The following is a 19353-nucleotide window of genomic DNA, read 5'->3' as shown; positions in this document are numbered from 1 at the left end:
CGCGCCGCGCACCACCCGGCCCGACGCGGGGGCGTGGCACCGCCGTGTGCGGAGACCGGTGGCGGTGCGCGCTGTGGTCGGGTCGAGCTACTGCGGCGGGAAGGTTGTGGCGTGACGACAGTGAATTCGGTAGGGCCGGTGCGGGTTCCGCCTGGTGAGCAGTGGAGTGCGCTGAGCGAGCGGGGGATTCGTGCTGCTGTGCGCGAGGGTGACCTGGTGCTCGGGTTCGCCTCGCCGCTGGTGTTCTTCGTCTGTTTCTATGTGCCGCTGCGTAAGTCGATGGAGGCGGCGGGGATCGACTACGCGCAGTATCTGCTGCCGCTGATCCTGGTGCAGTCCATGTTCTTCACCTCCATGTTCGCCGCCGACCGGGCCGCGCGCGAGGTCTCCGGCGGTATGGGCACCCGGCTGCGGGCCCTGCCGGTGCGGTCGTGGGTGCCGCCGCTGGCGCGGATGTCGGCCAATCTGGTGCGGGCGTTGTCGGCGCTGATCGGCGCGCTGGTGATCGGCACGCTGTTCGGGTTCCGCTTCCACGGACTGGTGCCCGCGCTCGTCTTCATCGCGCTGACGCTGGCCTTCGGTGCCGCGCTGGTGATCGCCTCCGACGCGCTCGGCACCCTCACCGGCAATCCGGAACTGGGCGCGACCGTGCTGTTCGTACCGCAGTTGCTGCTGGTGATGGTCTCCACCGGGTTCGTGCCCGCCGAGGGTTTCCCCGGCTGGATCCAGCCGTTCGTGCGCAATCAGCCGGTCTCCCAGGTGGCGGCCGCGCTGCGTGGCCTCGCCGACGGGCAGTACCCGCCGGCCCTGACGGTGGCGGCGATCTGGATCGCCGTGCTGCTGATCGGCGGCGCGGTGCTGGCCGTCGGAGTGGAAAGGAAGCGCCGGTGACCGCGCTGATCGAGCAGAGCCTGGCCGAGACCGGCCGGTTGGTGCGCCGCTGGAGCCGTCAGCACGAGGTGCTCACCAGCACGCTGGTGCTGCCGGTCCTGCTGCTGCTGATGTTCCAGCTCGTGCTCTCCCGCACGCTCGAAATGGGCGGTGGCGACGAGCCGATCTACGGATTCGTCCCGATGATCGCGGTGGCGGGCACCATGTACGGCGCGATGGGCACCGGCCAATCGCTGTTCGGCGAACGCGAGAGCGGACTGCTGCGCCGGTTCTGGGTGCTGCCGATCCATCGCAGCGCAGGCCTGGTCGGCAGACTGCTGGCCGAATGCCTGCGCGCGCTGGCCGCCACGATCGTCGTCGTGCTGGTCGGCGTACTGCTCGGCCTGCGCTTCGAGGCAGGTCTGCTCGGGGTACTCGGCGTGCTCGCCGTGCCGGTGATCGTCATCATCGGCTTCACCCCGCTGGTGGTGATGGTCGGGGTCAGCAAGATCGGCGGCCAGGTCGTGCAGATCTTCGCCATCGTCGTCCTGGTCGGCATGTTCTTCAACTCCGGTTTCGTCGCGGTCGACAACTACCCCGGCTGGCTCCAGCCGATCGTCCGCTACCAACCCATGAGCTGCGCCATCGACACCATGCGAGCCTTCCTCCTCGGCGGCCCCATCACCACCCCCCTCCTGCACACCATCGCCTGGTCGATAGCCGGCCTCGCGATCTTCGGCGGCCTCGCCGTCCGCGGCTACCGCAAAGCGGCCCAGAGCTGACCCACCGGCCGGTGCGTGGCAGGCTCGGGTAGCCGACCACGCACCGGAGGTAGCCATGGAACCGAAGCACCCGACCCCGAGCGGGTCTGTCACCGAGCAGTTCGACACGATCGCCGAATGGTTGCGCGGCAACCTCACCACGGTGCACTTGCATGGTGCGACGACCGAGCAGATCGAGCAGGCCGCCACCGCGACCGGTCGGCCCTGGCCCGACGAACTCATCGAGTTCTTCACCCACGTGAACGGTTTCCCCGCCGAGCAGTGGGTGCAGCTGCTGCCCGCCGACGAACTGTTCGACCTGGACCGGGTGGTCCACGAGCGACAGCTCGAACTCGACGTCTGGGGCCCCCTCTCGGAAGACGTGGGCCTCGAACTCGACCCCGACGCACAAGCCGGCGACCCCGCCGGAACCTTCCTGCCCGAATTCATCCCCTTCGCCGGCCAGGACGGCTACCTACTCTTCGTCGACACCCGCCCCGGCGACCTCCACGGCTGCGTAACCAGATTCCACAAGGTCGACGCCGACGACGCAGGCCCCACCTGGCGATCCATCAGCGCCCTGCTCACCGACCTGGCAACCAGCCTGCACACCAGTTCGAAATTCGACGACTCCCGGACCCCCACCGTCATCGACGGCCGACTGACCTGGCAATGACACCCGCGTAGCTCGGTCCAGCAGATCTGCGGTGGGTTCCTGCGATGAGGGCGGTGATCAGGGTGACGAGGCCGAGTGCGCCTTCCAGGTCGTCGGCGAAACGGTGGACCTGGGCGATCGGGCCGACCTCGTCGAGGACTATGCCGGCGCGGGCCAGGACGAAGGTGAGTGCCAGCAGGGCGGCGCGGGCGTTGCCGTCGGTGAAGGGATGGAAGAAGCCGACGTCCAGGTAGAGGCGGGCTGCTCGGGCGGCGACGGGGAGATCCGGAGTTCGGCTGTCCGCCAGGCATTTCGCGAAGTGGGCGGGTGTCTGGGCGTCCAGGCCATAGTGTTCCCGGCCCTGTTTCGCGAAGGCCGGGCCGTCGCGAAAGGGCGCTCGGTCGACTCCGAGCACGATGCACTGCCATGTCGCCAGCAGCTCGAAATCCAGTGCCCGGCTTCCCGCGGCATCGGCACGCAGCAGTTCGTAGGCCTCGCCCAGCCGGGCCGCACGCCACGGATTGCGAGCGCGCTCGACGGTGTCGATCCGGTGCCGCAGACCGTCTCGGCGGCCTGTCACCGGACCGGAATCAGCGCCGGTATCCGCCCACGGAACCTGATCGCGGATTCCGCGCCACACCGCCAGGTGGTCAATGATGTTCGTACCCTGACTGTTTCGCCGCGACCGACCGCGCGAGCGTTTCCGCGATCTTGGCGACCGCAGTGGGCGCGGGTTCGCACCAGCTGTCGAATCGACCGCCGATCGCTTTGTGGACGAGCAGGTCGGCTCGGCTCTCGGCGACACCCCACCTGGTCAGGAACCAGGTGAGCACCTGCGCGCAGTGCCGGTACCAGGCATCACCGGCGCCGGTGCGGGCCACGACATGGTTGATCAGATGGACCGAGCCGCGCTCCCACATCGCGATCCGATCGTCCGTCGACAGTCCTTCCAGCGGATAACGATCGAACCGATCCGCGAGGTCTTCCAGCCAGTCACGCCATTCCAGCACCGCGTCGCTGACCCGCCGCAATGTCGTCTCCGGCTCGGCGAGCGAATCGTTCACACAACACCAGCTCGTCACCGGTCCGCCACCGAAATCACCCTCGTCGACGGCCCATCGCCACCCGACCGCCCACCGCCCGAAACGCTCGATCACCGCCTGCGACATGGCATCCGCCCATTGCTCACCGGCCTCGTCATCCCACTCGACGGTGCCGGATGCCCGCGCCGGAACCGCCGTGGCGGGTGCCAGCGAGCGGACGGTTCCGGCGACAGCCGACGTGTCGAACGGGTGACGAGCAGGATCGACCTCATCCCAGGTCAGTGTCCAGGGCAACACACTCAAATCCATCTCGCGCCTCTCACTCAGACCTCATCCACCAAGCTGACTACGATCCCGTGGCGCGCGCAACCACAGTTCCCTTGCGCGCCTGCTGGACCCACCGGCGAGCCCCGGGAACCGTCGCCGCGACGAGCACGGCGGCCACCGCGATGAACACGGCGGCCACCGCGATGAACACGACTTGTGGCTGGTCGAAGGTGTTGTCTCCGGCCAGGAGATAACAGGCGATATTGATCAGCCAATGGCCGATCGCCGCGATCAGTACCCGTTGACGAAAGCTCCCGACGCTCAGATCGCCGAGCACGATCGCGAACGACATCGTCGACACGATGAAACAGATCGCCACCACCGGCCCGAGCGTGAATGCCTGGACATGCCAGAGCGTCCAGGTCGCCCCCGTGATCGCCACCGCGACGAACCGAGTCGTCCGGGACTCCAGAACCGGCTGCATCACTCCCCGCCACCCGATCTCCTCCCCGCCCGCGCCGAGCAACTGCAGCAGCACGAACACCCCGAAGGACACGCCTTCCACCGCCACCGGACCGACAGGCGCGACCCCCGCGACGACAGCCGCCCCGATGATCAGCGCCCCGAACGCCACACACACCACGATAATCGCCACGGCGACCCACCCGACCCGCCGCACCGACACCGCCGCGGGCAGCGCCGCCGTGACAGTTCGCCGAACAACCAGCCACGTCACCGCCGCGCCGAGCGCCGGACCGAATTGGACCAACGACAACACCGCCGGGTCGATCCCGGAATACGGTTGCACCGCGAGCAAGAACATCGAGCCGACCAGAGTGGACACCACAAAGACGCCGATCGCCACCCAGACCCGTCCCGCGCGATGACGATCCGTCACCGAGCTCGCGTCGAGTGACGACCCGTCCATATCGGAATAACGCACAGACCCGACGTTGTCAGGCGTGTTGTCTCCCGTGCATCACCCTGCGGTACTACTCGGCGCTATTTCGCGGCGGCGGCGAAGTACGGGTCGAGTTTGTCGAGGATGTAAGGCACGGAGAGGGCGGACGGCTGGTTGACGGCGCTGATCTCCTGGGTGGTCAGGAAGACGGCGGCGCCCTTGCGGACCGACGGGAGGTCGCTGAAGCCGGGGAGCTGGCGGTACTTCTCGTCCATGCCGGTGGAGTAGCCGGCCAGCAGGAGGTCGGCGGTGAGTTCGTCGACGCGCTCGGGGGACAGGGCAAGGCGGCCCTGGCTGGACGGCAGGGCGGTGAGGTTGGCGGGGATGGTCATGCCGAGCTGGGTGAACAGCTGCGCGGAACCGTCCTCGGGATCGGTGAGCACCATCAGCTGCGACGGGCTGGCCAGCCAGGTGCTGGCGAAGGTCTTGCCTTTCAGGCCGGGGTTGGCGGCGCCGATGGCGGCGATCTTGTCGTCGACGGATTTGATCACCGCGGTCGCGTCGGATTCCTTGTGCAGCACCTTGCCCAGCGCGGTGACCTGGTCCTGCCACGGCCCGACCGCTTCGTCGGTCAGTCCGGGCAGGGTGGGGGCGATCTTGGACAGGTCGTCGTAGGTCTTCTGGTCGGCGATGAACGGGTCGACCAGGATCAGGTCCGGCTCCAGTGCGGCGACCTGCTCGGCGATATTGCCGGTGGTGTTCAGCGCTTTCGCCGACTGCAGGCTGGCCGGCTCCCACGGCGGGGTGGTCTTGGAGACCGCGGCGACATTGTCGATGTAGCCGACCGGGACGACGCCCAGCGCCAGCGTGGAATCGAGCCACTGGTTGCCCAGCGCGACGACCTTCTCCGGCGTCCCGGTGACGGTGGTCTCGCCGCGGGCGTGGGTGATGGTCACCGGTTCGCCCGAACCGGCGGTGTCGTCACCGGAGCCGCAGGCGGCGAGGGCGAACACGAGCGCGCAGGCGAGTGCCGCGATCGCCGCCCGACGCGGGCCGCGCGAAATCCGAACAGTGGTCATCGAGCACCCTCCATAGACCTGGTTACCGTCAAAGTCAGCCAAGGCTAACCTAGGACCAGGCCCGGAGAGGTCGTCTTTCTACAGTGTGACGCGCTGGTCCTGCGGCATGAACAGCTCGTCGCCTTCCTTCACCTCGAAGGTCGTGTAGAACTCCTCGATATTGCGGACCACCTGATTGCAGCGGAACTCGTTGGGGGAGTGGGTGTCCTGCAGACCTCGCAGTGTCGCCTCCTCGGTCTGCTTGTCGCGCCACTGCCGCGCCCAGGAGAAGAACATGCTCTGGTAGTCGGGCTCGACGCCGGTCCGCTCGGCGACCTTGCGGTAGGCGGCCAGCGCGATCTGCAGTCCGCGCAGATCGGCCAGGTTCTCGCCGACGGTGAGCGCGCCGTTCACGTGCTGACCCTCGGGCGCGCCCTCGGGCACGAGCACGTCGTACTGCTCGATGATCTGCTGGGTCTTGGCGTCGAAGGCCGCGCGGTCCTCGGGCGTCCACCAGTCGCGGCGATTACCGTCACCGTCGTATTTGGAACCCTGGTCGTCGAAACCGTGCCCGATCTCGTGGCCGATGGTCGAGCCGACCGCGCCGTAGTTGACCGCGTCCTGGGCGTCCTTGTCGAAGAACGGCGGCTGCAGGTAGGCCGCGGGGAACACGATCTGGTTGGTGGTGGGGCTGTAGTAGGCGTTCACCGTCTGCGGCGACATGCCCCACTCCGATTTGTCCACCTCGGTGCCCAGCCGGGCGAACGCGCGCTTGGAGTCGAAGGCGTTGATGGCCAGCAGGGATTCGATCAACCTGCCCCGGGTGATCTGCACCGAGGAGTAGTCGACCCACTTGTCGGGGTAGCCGATCTGGGCGACGATCTTGTCCAGCTTGGCGATCGAGGCCTCGCGGGTCGGCTGTGACATCCAGGTCGAATTGGTGAAGTTGTCGCGGTAGGCGGCGCGCAGGTCGTCGACCATGACGAGCGCGCGTTCCTTGGCTTCGGGCGGGAAGTGCTTGTCCACGTACAGCTTTCCCAGCGGTTCGCCGAGATTGCTGTCGACAACGCCGACCGCCGAGCGCCACATCTCCGGCTTCTCCTCCAGCCCGCTGAGCACCCGGCCGACGAAGTCGAAACGCGCGTCGGCGATGGCCGCGGGCAGGAAACGCCCGTAGGTCTCGGCCACCTGCAACTTGAGGTAGTCACGCCACTGCGCGATATCGACCTCGGCCCACAGCTGCGCGGCCGCGGTGACGAAGGACGGCTGACCGACCACCATCTTGTCGAACAGCGACTTGGGCCGGTCGGTCATGCCGGCCAGCCACGGGTCCCAGTCGAACTGCGGGCCGAGCTCGGTCAGTTCCTGCCAGCTCATCAGGTTGTAGGTGGCGTCGGTGTTGCGCAGGCGCACGCTGTCCCAGTGCCCGGCGGCGATCCGCTTCTCCAGGTCGAGAGTGCGCTGGGCGACCCCGACCGGGTCGGGCAGGCCGAGACCGGCGGCCAGCTTCTCGAGATAGGTCTGGTAGCCGGCGAGCTGGGTCGCGAACTCGGGTTTGCGGTAGTACTGCTCACCCAGGGTGATCCCGGCCTGGCTGACGCTGGCGATATAGGCCTTCGAGTTCTTGCGATCGATGCCGATGCCCATCCCCATCAGCCCCTCGATCGGCGCCGCGGCCATCACCTTGGCCAGTTCGGGCTTGTCCGGCGCCTGGTCGATGGCGGCGAACTGGCCGGCCAGCGGCGTGATCCCGAGCCGTTCGATCTCGTCGAGATCCAGCCGCGCGTCGTAGAGATCCTTGATCTGCTGGGCCTCGGACCCCGGCTCGGGGTTCTCGATACCCTCGATGATCGCGCGCAGCTGATCCATGGTGCGGTCGTTGGCGTCGGTGATCGCGCCGACCGAAGCCTTGTCCGGCGGCAGCTGATAGTCACGCAGCCAGGCCCCGTTGACGTGGCGGTACAGATCGTCCTGCGGCCGGATCGTCGGATCCCCGCCACCCAGGTCCACCCCGGTCAGCTGCACTTCGGTGGTGTCCGAACACGAGGTGGCCAGCGCCGCCGCCACCGGCACCAGGCCCATGGCGATCAGAAATGCGCGTCGATCCAAGACCGACGGACGACCTGACGATGTCACAGGATTCCTTCCCCGATGCGGCACCCGCACCCGTGCTCGTTAGCGATCCAGCCCGCCCAGGCTACCGGCGCGCGGACCGCTCGGTGCGGTCGTCGCCGAGCCGGACGCCCGCGCTGCTCGCGGCGGACCCCCGATTTGGGTCGACCTGGGGATTCACCTACACTAGACCGGTTGCCTGCGGGAGCTCTGCGCCCGCAATCCGGCAGTGAACCCCCAGTGGTCGGTATTTCCGCTGGCAGGCGCGCGTCCGGTGGGTGACTGACCATGTGCGTCGGGTCGGCAATCCGGCGTACGTATACATCCAGGTCCAGGAGGTGCTGAAGTGATTCAGCAGGAGTCGCGACTGCGCGTCGCCGACAACACCGGGGCGAAGGAAATCCTTTGCATCCGCGTGCTCGGTGGCTCGTCGCGTCGCTATGCCGGTATCGGTGACATCATCGTCGCCACCGTCAAGGACGCCATCCCCGGCGCGAACGTCAAGAAGGGCGACGTCGTCAAGGCTGTCGTCGTGCGCACCGTCAAGGAGCGCCGCCGTCCGGACGGTTCCTACATCAAGTTCGACGAGAACGCTGCCGTGCTGATCAAGCCGGACAACGATCCTCGCGGCACCCGCATCTTCGGCCCGGTCGGCCGTGAGCTGCGCGACAAGCGCTTCATGAAGATCGTTTCGCTGGCCCCGGAGGTGCTCTGACCATGAAGGTGCACAAGGGTGACACCGTCCTCGTCATCTCGGGCAAGGACAAGGGCGCCAAGGGCAAGGTCATCCAGGCCTACCCGGCGACCGGCAAGGTTCTCGTCGAAGGCGTGAACCGCATCAAGAAGCACGTCGCGGATTCCGCGAACCAGCGTGGCGCCTCCTCGGGTGGCATCGTGACCCAGGAAGCCCCCATCCAGGTTTCCAACGTGATGGTCGTCGACTCCGACGGTAACCCGACTCGCGTCGGCTACCGCACCGACGAAGAGACCGGCAAGCGGGTTCGGATCTCCCGTAAGAACGGGAAGGACATCTGACATGACCACCTCTGAGCAGACTCAGCCCCGGCTGAAGGCGCGCTACCGCGCCGAGATCAAGGACGCGCTGAACAGCGAGTTCTCCTACGCCAACGTGATGCAGATCCCGGGCGTCGTCAAGGTCGTCGTGAACATGGGTGTCGGTGACGCCGCCCGTGACGCGAAGCTGATCAACGGTGCCATCAAGGACCTCGAGCTGATCACCGGTCAGAAGCCGGAGGTCCGCAAGGCCACCAAGTCGATCGCGCAGTTCAAGCTCCGTGAGGGCATGCCGATCGGTGCCAAGGTCACCCTCCGTGGCGACCGCATGTGGGAGTTCCTGGACCGCCTGGTCTCCATCGCGCTGCCCCGTATCCGCGACTTCCGCGGCCTGTCGCCGAAGCAGTTCGACGGCAACGGCAACTACACGTTCGGCCTCAGCGAGCAGTCGATGTTCCACGAGATCGACGTGGATTCCATCGACCGCCCGCGCGGTATGGACATCACCGTGGTGACCACTGCGACCAACAACGAAGAAGGCCGTGCGCTGCTCAAGCACCTCGGCTTCCCGTTCAAGGAGAACTGAGCACATGGCCAAGAAAGCACTGGTCAACAAGGCCAACGCCAAGCCGAAGTTCGCGGTCCGCGCCTACACCCGCTGCCAGCGTTGCGGCCGCCCCCACGCGGTGTACCGCAAGTTCGGCCTGTGCCGCGTGTGCCTGCGCGAAATGGCCCACCGCGGCGAACTCCCTGGCGTGCACAAGAGCTCCTGGTGAGCCCGCGCTCCTCGTGAGCGCACCCGCCTAGGCGAATAACGAACGAAGACACGGACTTCCGACCGAAGTCCGTGTCTTCGTGCGTTAGTAGCCCCGTTTCCGACGACTAAACGTGTCGCGGTGTAGCTGTGGCTACGGGCAACCTGATCGGGTGATGCGACCTAACGAAACCACGCCTGGTTACGGCGTTCGTTGAGTTCTATGAGCTCTTCCTCGCTGAGCTCATCTTCAGGAACATGCTGCTGCGCAGTCATTCTTGCCGGATTTGGTGCCGGCTGTTCAGAAGCGATTTCAATCGACTCGACTGCTGCGGATATGCGTGGGTCCGCTGTCAGTTCGTCGAGACGCTCACGCACGTTCCTACGAGCCTTGTCCAAGGCGTCGTGTGTGAGAGTCGTGATGAGCTTGCCGAGTTCGGCCCCGTGCGGCGTGACGCTCTCATCGATCCGGACCGCTTCAAGCGTTCCATCCGCTCGGACATCGACCGCTACGCCGTACCGTGACTCGGTGAATCGATCCGTGAGCAGCGCACGACGCACGGCGTTCATCTGATCGGTGATCGGGTCTATTTCACTGTTGTTCGGATACAACGGTAAGGCACACTCCCCATGTGGTCGGATGACCGTGTTAGCGTAGCAAGATCGCCGATGGGGAGAGGGATCGCGATGGCCGACAAGCTGTATGTAGAGCAAGCCGCACTCGAAGGAATGATCGGTGCGTTCAACGGTTCCCAAAGGGTGCTCAACGCCTTGCCGACCGAAGGCTTCATCGCTGCGATCGAGCCTGCGCTTCCGGGCTCCGGACTGGGGGCGGCATTCATGAGGGCCGGTGTTCGCGCGAGGCTGAGCGTACGAGGAGTTGCCGTGCAGCTCAAAGAGATCAACGATGCTGCGACCGCCAGCATCGCCGCTTACAACGCGCAACAAGCGGCGCAATCGACGTCGCAGGCCGAGTTGGCCGAGGCTGGCCCGATGGATGGGCCTCCCCGATGAGTTCGCTGCCGCCGACCAAGTCGGAGATCCGGCAGTGGAACTTCGATTCGCTGACTGAGCAAGGTAACGAGTGGGCTCGCGGCGCGGAGGCGGTAACGACCGAGTACAGCGCCATCAATCAGCAGCTCGCAGACTCCCCTGGTTTTTGGCGTGGCGACGCCGGGGATGCGATGCGCGTCAAGGGCGAGGAGGCCAAGACCTCGCTATCAAAGGTTGTAACGGCCTTCGACAATGCTCAGCCAGCCGTCGCTCAGATTGTTCATATCCTTGGTTTCGCGAAGTCGTCGGCTGTGAATGCCATCAAGGCCGCCGAGGATGAGCGGTACACCGTCGCCGAGGATGGGACAGTCAGCTACTCCAACGATGTGGTCTTGTGGCTGGCCGGGGAGAAGGGGAACTCGCTGGAGGTGGCGAAGGCGGCCCTCGACCAGGGGCAACGTCAGCACGAAGACGCAATCAAGAAGTCGCTGAGGGAGGCCGGCGATGCTGCAGCTTCGGCCGGCGAGGCGATAATCAAAGTCTTTGCCGACGTTCCTATTCCTCTCGGGGCGGATCTCGAGATGATTCTCTACACGTACCAGGTCAACCCTGATCAGCAGAAGATGACGAAATGGCCCAGCGAAGAACTGATTAGCTGGGCAAACCGGTTCAAGCCTGGCTCGGACATCGCACAGAAGGATGTGACCGTAAGCGAGGCGGAGATGTTGAACAATCTTAGCCTCATGGACCAGTACAAGTTCTACCAAATCAGCGAGGACGCCAGCGATACCGCAGAACAACTTTTTCCGGACAAGAGCGTGGAGAACCAGTACGACGGGAACTTTCAGGATAACCACGCCGATGCTTTCCGTCACGCATACTGGAACGCCATGTTAACCGAAGAGTTCGGCGCGGAATGGACCCAGGAATATACGTCCAAGCATGAAGGTCGAGAAGACAACCGCATGAGTCGTGAGGCTATGGACCTGTACAACAACGAACTCGGCCGAAGGATTGCCACTGAGAACCCGGGGCTCAGTCCCGCTGGATTGCAGAACAAGATCATTGAATCGTGGAACAACGGTGATGGGGTCGTGATCGATCAGAACGGCAACCTCGCCAGGCCAAGGGGAACCACTCTCGGTTACGAACCACCTACCGAGTTGATCGATCAGCAGCAATCACTGCCCGGCTCCCTGATTTCGGACAACAAGCCGTCTCCCAAATGACCTGGGACTGATGTGTGTTGAAATTTCATAGGAGCATTAGTGCGTATTAGGAAACGGATCGGCGGCCAGCTGCTGGCGTTCGTAGCGGCGGTAGCCTTAACTCCGGTCGCCGGGTGTGGTTCCGCATCGGACGGTGAGCGAATCACCGTACAAGATGGGAACCCCGCATTGACGGTGGCTTTCGCTCGACTTTTGGAAGAAAGGCGAACGGCCCGGCTAGGCGATATCGTCGCATCATCCGGTGCTCAGATCGGTCCGTGGGACCGCCTGTACAGCTTCAGCTCCCCCAATACGAGTGACAAACTCAATCGGGCCCTGGGGACAGATGGGGCAGTATGGGCCGGGTTGCATACTCACTCAGAATCTACGACACAGGTGTTTATGCGCGATGGGAAAGTCGTCCTTGCCTACGACGACAGGGAACGGGGCCCGATTGTCAAGCGGCTGACTTACGCCACACCGGACTCAATCGTGAGTCCGAAGTCGGCTGTGACTAAAGGGATCGGCGGCGACCAAACTATCTGGTACCTGGAAGTACAAGGATTCTCGTGAGGGTGTGCTCTCCGAACTCGCCGACGACCCGTGGCCGGTGGACGAGTGAGCCGCTACGGCACCGCGAGCCGCTCGCGTATTCAGGGTGCGCTGCGCTCAGGTTTATGTGTTCGGACCTGATGGTCGCGGCTACTTCCCTCCGGTTCGGGCGGCGAGAGTCGGATCACCGCTGGTGAATCGGCGTAAGGGCAGCGTATCGATCTCGCCTGCGGCTACCAGCGCACGCATCCGGGCGATCGCCTCGGTGCGACGGCCACGATCGATCACCTCGGACAACGCGGCCTCGACTGTGTCGTTCTCGGCAGTTGTTCCCAGGTATCGAGCCGCTTCGGCCAATGCGGCGCCATCGATATCGACCACTTTCCGTACCATTCGAAACCTCCCTCGGGCGCCGTAGTCGCCGCGTCGAATGAAGGGACGGTTCTCATCGGAGGATTCCGCCCCTTCCTTCGGAACAAGGCCTACCAGCAGAAACGGTAGTCTCCGCTGCCCCGGCACTCCATCTCGTACTCCCACTGGTCGGGGACATCGGAGTTCGGGATGGCAGCACCCGCCGCACCGCCGACGGCCATACCGCCGAGCACGCCGACGATCAGGGCGACCGGCAGCGTGATCGGGAGCAGGAAGCCGCCGGTGGCAATGCCGAGGACCAGGCCGACGATGACGCCACCGATGCCGCCGATCGCCGTACCGATCGCCATGCCGGCTTCGATGCTGCGCGGTGAGGTCTTGCGCCAGTAGCCGATCTCCTGCGCGGCGACGTCGGCGATCAGCCGGGTGCCGTTGGCTTCGACGCGCGGCGCCAGGTTGACCACGTTCTGCTCGAAGGCGATGGCGCGCGGCGTGCTGCTGATGAGCGTGCCGTCGGACGCGACCGTTTCGATAGCCGTCGTCGGTGATGCGGAACGTGCCGCAGGTCAGCGTGGCCGTGAAGGTGTTCCCGCTACGCGCCGCCTCGTTGGGCCGCCCACTATGACCGGCTCGGGTTCGGTGTCGTCGCCGACGAGGTATTCCGGGATCTGGTGATCGCTCGGCTGGTCGAGCCGACATCGTTGGCCGACACCGCGCGAGTGCTCACCGAGATGGGCCGGTCACCGGCGTCGTATTCGACGATGCGGCGCACCCTGGCCCGGGCGACGACCGGCAAGTTCCGGGACAGGATCGCGCAGGCATGCTTCGCTCATGTCACCGCGCACGGAGACGTGTCGTTGTGTCTCTACGACGTGACCACACTGTATTTCGAGGCGGAAAAGGAAGACGGCCTGCGGAAAGTCGGATTCAGCAAGGAACGCCAGGTCGATCCGCAGGTGGTGGTCGGCCTGCTGGTCGACCGGAACGGGTTCCCGTTGGAGATCGGGTGTTACGCCGGGAACAAGGCCGAGAAGCACACGATCGTGCCGATCATCGAGCAGTTCCAGGCCCGGCACGGGGTGGAGAGTTTCGTGGTCGTCGCCGACGCGGGCATGTTGTCGTCGGACTGGGCCGCCCCCGGTGAATGAGACCACTCGGTATTAGAGTCCTGTTTGGCCTGGTAGGGCCGAGAAGGGACACTGATCGATATGGCTGGACGCAAACGGCACTCCGCAGAGGACATCGTGCGGAAACTGCGGCGAGCCGACGAGCTGACCGCGGCCGGCAAGACCGGCGAGGAGATCGCGGCGGAACTGGGGATTTCTGCGGCGACGCTGTACAACTGGCGCCGCCAGTACGGCGGGGTCGACACCGACGCCGCGAAAGAACTCAAGGAGCTGCGGGAGCAGAACGCTCGGCTGAAGCGGCTGCTGGCCGACGCCGAGCTGGAGAAAGACGCGCTGCGGGAGATCGCCAAGGACGCTCCTATAGATGTCAAGCCGCCGTTGGTGTTCCGCTCGGGAAATCGGCACGTAGTGCCCGGAACACTTCTCGGGCGAGGTATCGCTTGAGGCAGCGGATGATCTCGGGTTTGGTTTTGCCGTCGATGGTGCGCCGCGCCACGTAGTCGCGGGTTCGCTGGTCGTAGCGCAGGCGCACGATCACTGCGACGTGTAGAGCCTGGTTGGCTTGCCGGTCGCCGCCGCGGTGGAGCCGATGGCGAGTCGTCTTTCCCGACGATGCAGGGATCGGCGCGACGCCGCAGAGTCGCGCGAACGCGGCCTCGGTAGTCAGCCGGTCGGGGTTGTCACCGATCGCGGTCACCAGCGCCGCGGCGGTATCGGGCCCGAGTGCGAAGACCCCGACGGTGTGTGGCGCGATCTGTGCCATAAGCGCGGCGAGCTGCTTCTTCAGCTCGTCGGCGTGGGTCTGTGAGTCGATGACCCGGTGCGCGAGCGAGCGCAGCGCGACCTTCGTTGCCTCGCCCGGATCGGTGAGCTGGTCCGGTGCCGGGTCGAATGCGAGGCACGCGGCCAGCAGACGTGCACGTGGGAGCATGCGCAGCTGCCCACGCAGATCCTCGGGGCTGGTGGTGATCAGAGCCCGGAGCGTGTTTAGGGCGGTGGTCGAGGCTTTGACCGCGTTGTTGCGAGCCACCCGCAGGGCACGGACGGCTTCCACCGCGCCGTCACGGTTCTTGGGTGCGGTGACGTCGGATCCATCGAGCAGCCGACGTGCGGCGGCGTAGGCGTCAACGACGTCGGTCTTGCCCTGGGCGCGCCGGAGCCGACGGTCGGGGCGAGGTACCTCGGCGACGTCGTAGCCGTGGCGGTGCAGGCGGCGGGCCAGTTCCACGCCGTAGGAACCGGTGCCCTCGATCCCGACCCGAAGCACCTTCCCCCCCGACCTGATCCATGCTTCGATATCTGCGTAACCGGTTGCGTTGGTCGGGAATTCACGATCGGCGAGCTTCTTGCCGTGTTCGTTGACGATGGCGACGTGGTGTGTGTCAGCGTGAGTGTCGACCCCGACGAAGATCCCCGGGGTTGCGGTTGATGTCACAGTGCTCGCCGTCCTTCGGTTGTCCTGATCGGCTGCGCCGTGGGCGGCGGGCGGGGGCGGACAGGCCAGTCACGGGGCGGCGCGGGCGGCGCGGCATGCTCCTATCAGGTCACGGTCCCCGCGCGCAGCGTCGGCGCGCTGGGTGGGAGTGAGGGATGCCGCCACCGACACGGCCCGGCTCGACGGGTCCTTCGAAAGACGCGGCCCGAGAGGGCCGGTCAGGAAAATTCTGGGTCAGAGCCGGCGTGCCGATGGTGGCATCCCTCGTCAGCAATCATGACTGGAAAATTCTGAGCCCGGCGGCGAAACGCCGAGCCGTGGACATGCTCATGCAGGTCAAGAGCATGTCCGAGCGGTTCGCGTGCAAGGCCGTCGGGCTCGCACGGTCGACGTATCGGCGGTTGCCGACCGCGCAGACCCCGGCCGATCCGGACGCGGGTTTGCGAGCGTGGCTTCGTGCCTACGCGGTGAAACACCCCGGACATGGGTTCCGGCGGGCGTGGGCGGCGTTGCGGTTCGACGAGGGCGCAGGCGTCAATATCAAGAAGGTGCACCGACTCTGGCGCGAGGAGGGCCTGCAGGTCCGCGAACACCACCCCCGCAAACGGGCTGGTATCTCGTCGGTGCCGCCGATCGAGGCTGATGCGCCGAAGGTGGTGTGGGCGTTGGACTTCCAGTTCGACTCCACCGTCGATGGTCGGGCGGTGAAGATCGCGTCGATGATCGACGAACACACCCGCGAATCGCTGTTGCACGTGGTCGAACGGTCGATCACCGCCGAGCGACTGGTCGCCGAGCTGGAGAAGGTGTTCGCCAAGGCGGATGGCCCGCCGCGGGTGCTGCGGATGGACAACGGTCCGGAAATGATTTCGCATGCACTGCAACGGTTCTGCACTGATCGGGTAGGGATCTCCTACATTCCGCCGGGCACACCCTGGAACAACGGGTTCGTCGAATCGTTCAACCGGCGGTTGCGGACCGAGTGCCTCAACCGCAACCACTGGACCAGCCTGCTCGAAGCACGGTTGGTGATCGGCGACTTCAAGACCGACCACAACCTGCGGCACCGGCACTCGGCGCTGGGCTACCTGACGCCGGTCGAGTACGCTGCGGCCTGCACCCACACCCATCATCCGGTGGTTTGCGGGACCAACTGAACACGGAACGACATCACCTGGCTCTATTCCCGGGTGGTCTCGTCATCGGGGACCGCTCAGTCGGACAACCTGAACAAACTCGACGAGGCACGGATGCGATTCATCGTCGGGTCGCGGGTGACGAAGGCACCGATCGATCTGGAGTCGCATTTCCGTTGGCACGGTGAGACATTCGCTGACGGGCAGGTCATCGACACCGTCACCCCGAAACGGGGCGCCAACAGCGACAACTACACCGGGGTGCGGGCGGAACCGGTCTGGGACCCGGGCCGGCATCCGGGGTCGTGGCGGGCGATCTGGCCGTACTCGACGAAACGGTATGTCCGTGACAACCGGACCCACAACCTGCAGGAAGCGCGGGCGCGGGAGGTCGTCGATGGCGTGAAGGCCGCTCGCGCACCGCGTTTCGTGAAGTCGGGAAGAACGGGAAATCTCTCGACGCGGCGGCGTTGGCGCGGGCGCGGCGGTTGGCCGGGTTGAAAGGGTACGTGACGAACATGCCCGCGGAGATGATGGCCGCAGGTGAGGTGACCGCGAGTTACCACGATTTGTGGCAGGTCGAAGCGTCGTTCCGGATGTCGAAGACCGATCTGGCCGCGCGGCCGATGTTCGTGCGGACCGAGGACGCGATCGAGGCGCATCTGACGGTCGTGTTCACCGCGCTGGCGGTCGCGCGGGCCGCGCAGCAGCGGACCGGGGCCAGTATCCGGGCGATCGTGCGTGGCCTGCGGGTGTTGCGTTCGGCGACGGTCACGATCAACGGTGCGGCGCAGACGTTCGCGCCGGAGATCCCGGCCGAGCAGCAGGAGATTCTGGACGCTCTGCGGAGCTGATGTCACGCACTAAACCCTGTGACCAAACTCGGGCTACGGTAATGCCCACTTTCCGAGCTCGTCGCCGGAAACCTCGCCGCTCAGAACGACCGCACCCGGAACCGATGGCTGGGCGACGAATGGAAAGGATGCGGTCCCTGCCGCGACGGTTCCGTCGTAGAGGTACCCGACGTTCGGTTCTGTTGTGGCCGCGATGGTCGTGCCGTCGGCGTAGGAAAGGCTGTAGCTGATAGTTGCTGGGTCGGTTGACTGCGTCCCCCGGTGCGCGAAGCTCACCGACACGGAGCAACTTCCCCGATCGGAGTCGCAGTTCCAGTCCGCGACGGTGATCTCGGTGACCGTTGTCGCGGCACCGTTGTAGTTCAGGACGGGGATGGAGGCGGTTTCGCCCATCCGATAGCTTTCGCCGGGTGCGGCGGACGCGGTCGAACCGAATGCGGCGAACGCACCGAAGGAAACTCCGAGAGTCAATGCGGCGAGTCTTCTCACGATCCCTCCAAACATCGATGATTCCGAACTGGTAGGCCAGCTTGGTACTGCTGAGCACCGGATCCGGTCACGGCGCGATGTCAGAAGTCGCCCAATTGACGACGTTTGGTTCCTGCTGAGTCACAGGTGTGTCGCGCGCCGCGCCGGGTGTCTGTGCGTTCGCGCGGTACGCCGCGTCTCGCGGCTTGCGGTAATCAGAGGTCCGCCGGTAGAAGGCGGAAGGATTGATGGGTGGTCGGTCGCTCGGGCCTTCGCGCGTGCGGGCGAGTCATAGGGCCAATTCGGGCCACGGGATGGTTATCGGGAAGGGGTGGTCGATGGTGATCTCGGTGGAGTCGGCGGGTGACCAGGTGCCGACCAGGAGGTAGTTCGCCTTGTGTAGTGGTGAGACGCCCGCAGGCAGGGCTCCCGTTCCAGAAGCCAGACCGTAGGCCTGCACGTAGGCGATCTCGCTGCGCACCGGATGGAGGGTGACTTCCCAATACCAGGGGATACCCGCGGCGGCGTAGCGGGCTTTCTTGGCTTCCATCTCGGCGGCGGTGTTCGACGGGGAGAGCACCTCGCCGACCAGGAGTGTGTCGTCGGCGCGGACGTGGGCGTAGGCCTTGTCCAGGCATCGATGGATCAGGAAGTCCGGCGTCACGAAATCGGATTTGCCGTGCCGGCCGAAGAAGACATTGGTTTCGGTGCGTGCGCGCCAGCACTTGTCGGGTTCGTTGTCCATCGCGCGTTTCGCGTCCCGGCGCAGCGCGCTCCACAACAGATTGCTGGCTTCCTGATGTTCGCCCGGTCCGCGTCGCGCCCAGACCACTCGCCCTTCCCACAGCTCGATGCACGAGGCGACTTCCTCGGGCAGCTGTTCGAGCTCCTCCCATGTCAGGTATTCCGGCAGGTCGGGGCGCCTGGGATCGGCGTTCGTCATGGCGCCAATGATAGGCGCGGGGTCAGAGCTGTCGTTGCCACTCGGTCCATGCTTCGTCCAGCAAGGTTGCGACGGCCTCGTAGGTTTCCCAGGTGTCGGGGGCGTGGTAGGTGGTCTCGTAGCGGGCGATCTCGGGGATGTACTCGTAGGCCCTGAGGTATTGGCGGTAGGCGGCGTCGGCGAAGGCTTGGCCGCGTGCGTTCAGGTCGCCGGTGTTCAGTTCGCCGCAGCAGTGGTCGAGGAGGTAGCGGCCGGGGGTTTTGGTGCGGTCGCGCAGGGCGGCCAGTTCCGGGCGGGGTCGTGGTTCCGGTTCGCCCCAGACGAGAGCGGTGGGGGAATGCAGGTCGTGGGCGACGGCCCAGGCGTAGAACATGCCGATGTGGGTCGCGCCTGCCTCGCTGTCCAGGCCGAGGTCCGAGGTGGTGTCCGAGTGCCAGCCGCAATCGTCATAGGTCATGTACGCAGAATCGCACTGCGTACCGACAAACTTGCCGGTCGACGTACTGACCTGCCGGAATGTGGGTGAAATATTCGGATTTCACTCTTGTGGCACGCTGTTGTCGTGTTCTCTTGGCGCATGAAGAAGATCGCTTCCGTCGCAGTACTGTCCTGCGCGCTCCTCTCCGCTCCGGCCGTCGCTTCGGCCGCTCCCGTCGCGCCCGCACCGGTCGCCGATTCCGGTTCCGCGCAGGCCCTCACCGGTTCGTCCGAGGGCGGATCGGGCTCCTCGGAGACGGCACTGATCTGCTCACCGATCGCCCAGCTGCTCTTCAGCACCGGCAGCGTCGAGAAGCCCCCGCTCTACGACCTGCTCTGCCTGTTCAGCTGAA

General features: G+C 65.5%; 25 protein-coding genes and 2 pseudogenes. 15 read left to right on the top strand and 12 right to left on the bottom strand.

Going from position 1 to position 19353, the window contains the following annotated elements; genetic code table 11:
- Positions 1-111 precede the first annotated feature (111 nt).
- The 3 genes from ACFXK0_RS05400 to ACFXK0_RS05390 are packed head-to-tail and all read left to right on the top strand — an operon-like array spanning position 112 to position 2307.
- Entirely contained in the window at positions 112-891 is a 780-nt protein-coding gene (locus tag ACFXK0_RS05400) for an ABC transporter permease (RefSeq protein ID WP_379408574.1), read from the top strand.
- Positions 888-1652, top strand: a complete 765-nt coding sequence (locus tag ACFXK0_RS05395; protein WP_379408573.1) for an ABC transporter permease — start codon at positions 888-890, stop codon at positions 1650-1652. Before ACFXK0_RS05400 ends, ACFXK0_RS05395 begins: the two co-directional genes overlap by 4 nt.
- 55 nt (positions 1653-1707) lie before the next feature.
- The gene (locus ACFXK0_RS05390) at positions 1708-2307 is read left to right on the top strand and encodes an SMI1/KNR4 family protein (RefSeq protein WP_379408572.1); all 600 of its coding nucleotides are present in this window, start codon (positions 1708-1710) and stop codon (positions 2305-2307) included.
- Here the strand turns inward: ACFXK0_RS05390 and ACFXK0_RS05385 are convergent.
- From ACFXK0_RS05385 to ACFXK0_RS05365, 5 genes are all read right to left on the bottom strand, one after another.
- Positions 2279-2866 (bottom strand): Fic family protein, encoded by a 588-nt coding sequence (locus tag ACFXK0_RS05385; protein ID WP_379408571.1) that lies wholly within the window; start codon positions 2864-2866, stop codon positions 2279-2281. The two genes, ACFXK0_RS05390 and ACFXK0_RS05385, sit on opposite strands and share 29 nt — an antisense overlap.
- A gap of 70 nt (positions 2867-2936) precedes the next feature.
- Entirely contained in the window at positions 2937-3626 is a 690-nt protein-coding gene (locus tag ACFXK0_RS05380; protein WP_379408570.1) for a hypothetical protein, read from the bottom strand.
- Between the two features lie 49 nt (positions 3627-3675).
- Entirely contained in the window at positions 3676-4461 is a 786-nt protein-coding gene (locus ACFXK0_RS05375) for a CPBP family intramembrane glutamic endopeptidase (protein WP_379408569.1), read from the bottom strand.
- 137 nt (positions 4462-4598) lie between these two features.
- Entirely contained in the window at positions 4599-5576 is a 978-nt protein-coding gene (locus tag ACFXK0_RS05370) for an ABC transporter substrate-binding protein (RefSeq protein ID WP_379408568.1), read from the bottom strand.
- A gap of 78 nt (positions 5577-5654) precedes the next feature.
- Positions 5655-7691: a M13 family metallopeptidase gene (locus tag ACFXK0_RS05365; RefSeq protein WP_379408567.1), complete on the bottom strand. Its 2037-nt coding sequence runs from the start codon at positions 7689-7691 to the stop codon at positions 5655-5657.
- Positions 7692-8013: 322 nt separating this feature from the next.
- Between ACFXK0_RS05365 and rplN the strand changes: the two genes are divergently transcribed.
- The 4 genes from rplN to ACFXK0_RS05345 are packed head-to-tail and all read left to right on the top strand — an operon-like array spanning position 8014 to position 9457.
- Positions 8014-8382: a 50S ribosomal protein L14 gene (rplN, locus tag ACFXK0_RS05360; RefSeq protein ID WP_043647623.1), complete on the top strand. Its 369-nt coding sequence runs from the start codon at positions 8014-8016 to the stop codon at positions 8380-8382.
- A 2-nt stretch (positions 8383-8384) separates the two neighbouring features.
- Complete coding sequence (rplX, locus tag ACFXK0_RS05355) at positions 8385-8702, top strand: 50S ribosomal protein L24 (protein ID WP_019045061.1); 318 nt, start codon at positions 8385-8387, stop codon at positions 8700-8702.
- A gap of 1 nt (position 8703) precedes the next feature.
- Positions 8704-9267 (top strand): 50S ribosomal protein L5, encoded by a 564-nt coding sequence (gene rplE / locus ACFXK0_RS05350; protein ID WP_379408566.1) that lies wholly within the window; start codon positions 8704-8706, stop codon positions 9265-9267.
- A gap of 4 nt (positions 9268-9271) precedes the next feature.
- Positions 9272-9457, top strand: coding sequence for a type Z 30S ribosomal protein S14 (locus ACFXK0_RS05345; protein ID WP_014981705.1), 186 nt, complete (start codon positions 9272-9274; stop codon positions 9455-9457).
- Between the two features lie 161 nt (positions 9458-9618).
- On the opposite strand, the gene ACFXK0_RS05340 is transcribed toward ACFXK0_RS05345, so the two are convergent.
- Positions 9619-10047, bottom strand: a complete 429-nt coding sequence (locus tag ACFXK0_RS05340; protein ID WP_379408564.1) for a YbaB/EbfC family nucleoid-associated protein — start codon at positions 10045-10047, stop codon at positions 9619-9621.
- A 75-nt stretch (positions 10048-10122) separates the two neighbouring features.
- Between ACFXK0_RS05340 and ACFXK0_RS05335 the strand changes: the two genes are divergently transcribed.
- Positions 10123-10449 carry a hypothetical protein gene (locus ACFXK0_RS05335; protein ID WP_379408563.1) on the top strand — a complete coding sequence of 109 codons (327 nt, stop codon included), beginning with the start codon at positions 10123-10125 and terminating at the stop codon, positions 10447-10449.
- The gene (locus ACFXK0_RS05330) at positions 10446-11657 is read left to right on the top strand and encodes a WXG100 family type VII secretion target (protein WP_379408562.1); all 1212 of its coding nucleotides are present in this window, start codon (positions 10446-10448) and stop codon (positions 11655-11657) included. Before ACFXK0_RS05335 ends, ACFXK0_RS05330 begins: the two co-directional genes overlap by 4 nt.
- 681 nt (positions 11658-12338) lie before the next feature.
- On the opposite strand, the gene ACFXK0_RS05325 is transcribed toward ACFXK0_RS05330, so the two are convergent.
- Complete coding sequence (locus tag ACFXK0_RS05325; protein ID WP_379408561.1) at positions 12339-12581, bottom strand: hypothetical protein; 243 nt, start codon at positions 12579-12581, stop codon at positions 12339-12341.
- A gap of 89 nt (positions 12582-12670) precedes the next feature.
- Complete coding sequence (locus ACFXK0_RS05320) at positions 12671-13024, bottom strand: hypothetical protein (protein ID WP_379408560.1); 354 nt, start codon at positions 13022-13024, stop codon at positions 12671-12673.
- Between the two features lie 156 nt (positions 13025-13180).
- On the opposite strand from ACFXK0_RS05320, the pseudogene ACFXK0_RS05315 reads away from it, so the two are divergent.
- Both ACFXK0_RS05315 and ACFXK0_RS05310 read left to right on the top strand, forming a co-directional pair.
- Positions 13181-13681: pseudogene (locus ACFXK0_RS05315) on the top strand (IS1634 family transposase); the annotation flags it as partial.
- A gap of 87 nt (positions 13682-13768) precedes the next feature.
- Positions 13769-14038: pseudogene (locus ACFXK0_RS05310) on the top strand (transposase); the annotation flags it as partial.
- Positions 14039-14054: 16 nt separating this feature from the next.
- Here the strand turns inward: ACFXK0_RS05310 and ACFXK0_RS05305 are convergent.
- Positions 14055-15122, bottom strand: coding sequence for an IS110 family transposase (locus tag ACFXK0_RS05305; protein ID WP_379408559.1), 1068 nt, complete (start codon positions 15120-15122; stop codon positions 14055-14057).
- Between the two features lie 155 nt (positions 15123-15277).
- Here ACFXK0_RS05305 and ACFXK0_RS05300 point away from each other — a divergent pair, with 155 nt between their 5' ends.
- The 3 genes from ACFXK0_RS05300 to ACFXK0_RS05290 all read left to right on the top strand — a co-directional run bounded on the left by ACFXK0_RS05300 (position 15278) and on the right by ACFXK0_RS05290 (position 17112).
- Positions 15278-16279 (top strand): IS3 family transposase, encoded by a 1002-nt coding sequence (locus ACFXK0_RS05300; protein WP_379408558.1) that lies wholly within the window; start codon positions 15278-15280, stop codon positions 16277-16279.
- A gap of 93 nt (positions 16280-16372) precedes the next feature.
- Entirely contained in the window at positions 16373-16759 is a 387-nt protein-coding gene (locus ACFXK0_RS05295; RefSeq protein WP_379408557.1) for a hypothetical protein, read from the top strand.
- Positions 16760-16767: 8 nt separating this feature from the next.
- Positions 16768-17112 carry a hypothetical protein gene (locus ACFXK0_RS05290; protein ID WP_379408555.1) on the top strand — a complete coding sequence of 115 codons (345 nt, stop codon included), beginning with the start codon at positions 16768-16770 and terminating at the stop codon, positions 17110-17112.
- Between the two features lie 33 nt (positions 17113-17145).
- Here ACFXK0_RS05290 and ACFXK0_RS05285 read toward each other — a convergent pair whose 3' ends face one another.
- From ACFXK0_RS05285 to ACFXK0_RS05275, 3 genes are all read right to left on the bottom strand, one after another.
- Positions 17146-17505 carry a hypothetical protein gene (locus tag ACFXK0_RS05285; RefSeq protein ID WP_379408554.1) on the bottom strand — a complete coding sequence of 120 codons (360 nt, stop codon included), beginning with the start codon at positions 17503-17505 and terminating at the stop codon, positions 17146-17148.
- Between the two features lie 364 nt (positions 17506-17869).
- Positions 17870-18523, bottom strand: a complete 654-nt coding sequence (locus ACFXK0_RS05280; RefSeq protein ID WP_379408553.1) for a Uma2 family endonuclease — start codon at positions 18521-18523, stop codon at positions 17870-17872.
- 22 nt (positions 18524-18545) lie between these two features.
- Positions 18546-18980: a hypothetical protein gene (locus tag ACFXK0_RS05275; RefSeq protein WP_379408552.1), complete on the bottom strand. Its 435-nt coding sequence runs from the start codon at positions 18978-18980 to the stop codon at positions 18546-18548.
- A 120-nt stretch (positions 18981-19100) separates the two neighbouring features.
- Between ACFXK0_RS05275 and ACFXK0_RS05270 the strand changes: the two genes are divergently transcribed.
- Positions 19101-19352 (top strand): hypothetical protein, encoded by a 252-nt coding sequence (locus tag ACFXK0_RS05270; protein ID WP_379408551.1) that lies wholly within the window; start codon positions 19101-19103, stop codon positions 19350-19352.
- Position 19353: the final 1 nt, after the last annotated feature.

This window comes from Nocardia sp. NPDC059177, from assembly GCF_042755165.1.
Taxonomy (GTDB): Bacteria; Actinomycetota; Actinomycetes; order Mycobacteriales; family Mycobacteriaceae; genus Nocardia.
The sequence above is the reverse complement of the archived record's forward strand: the minus strand, read 5'-3'. Positions and strand labels throughout refer to the sequence as shown.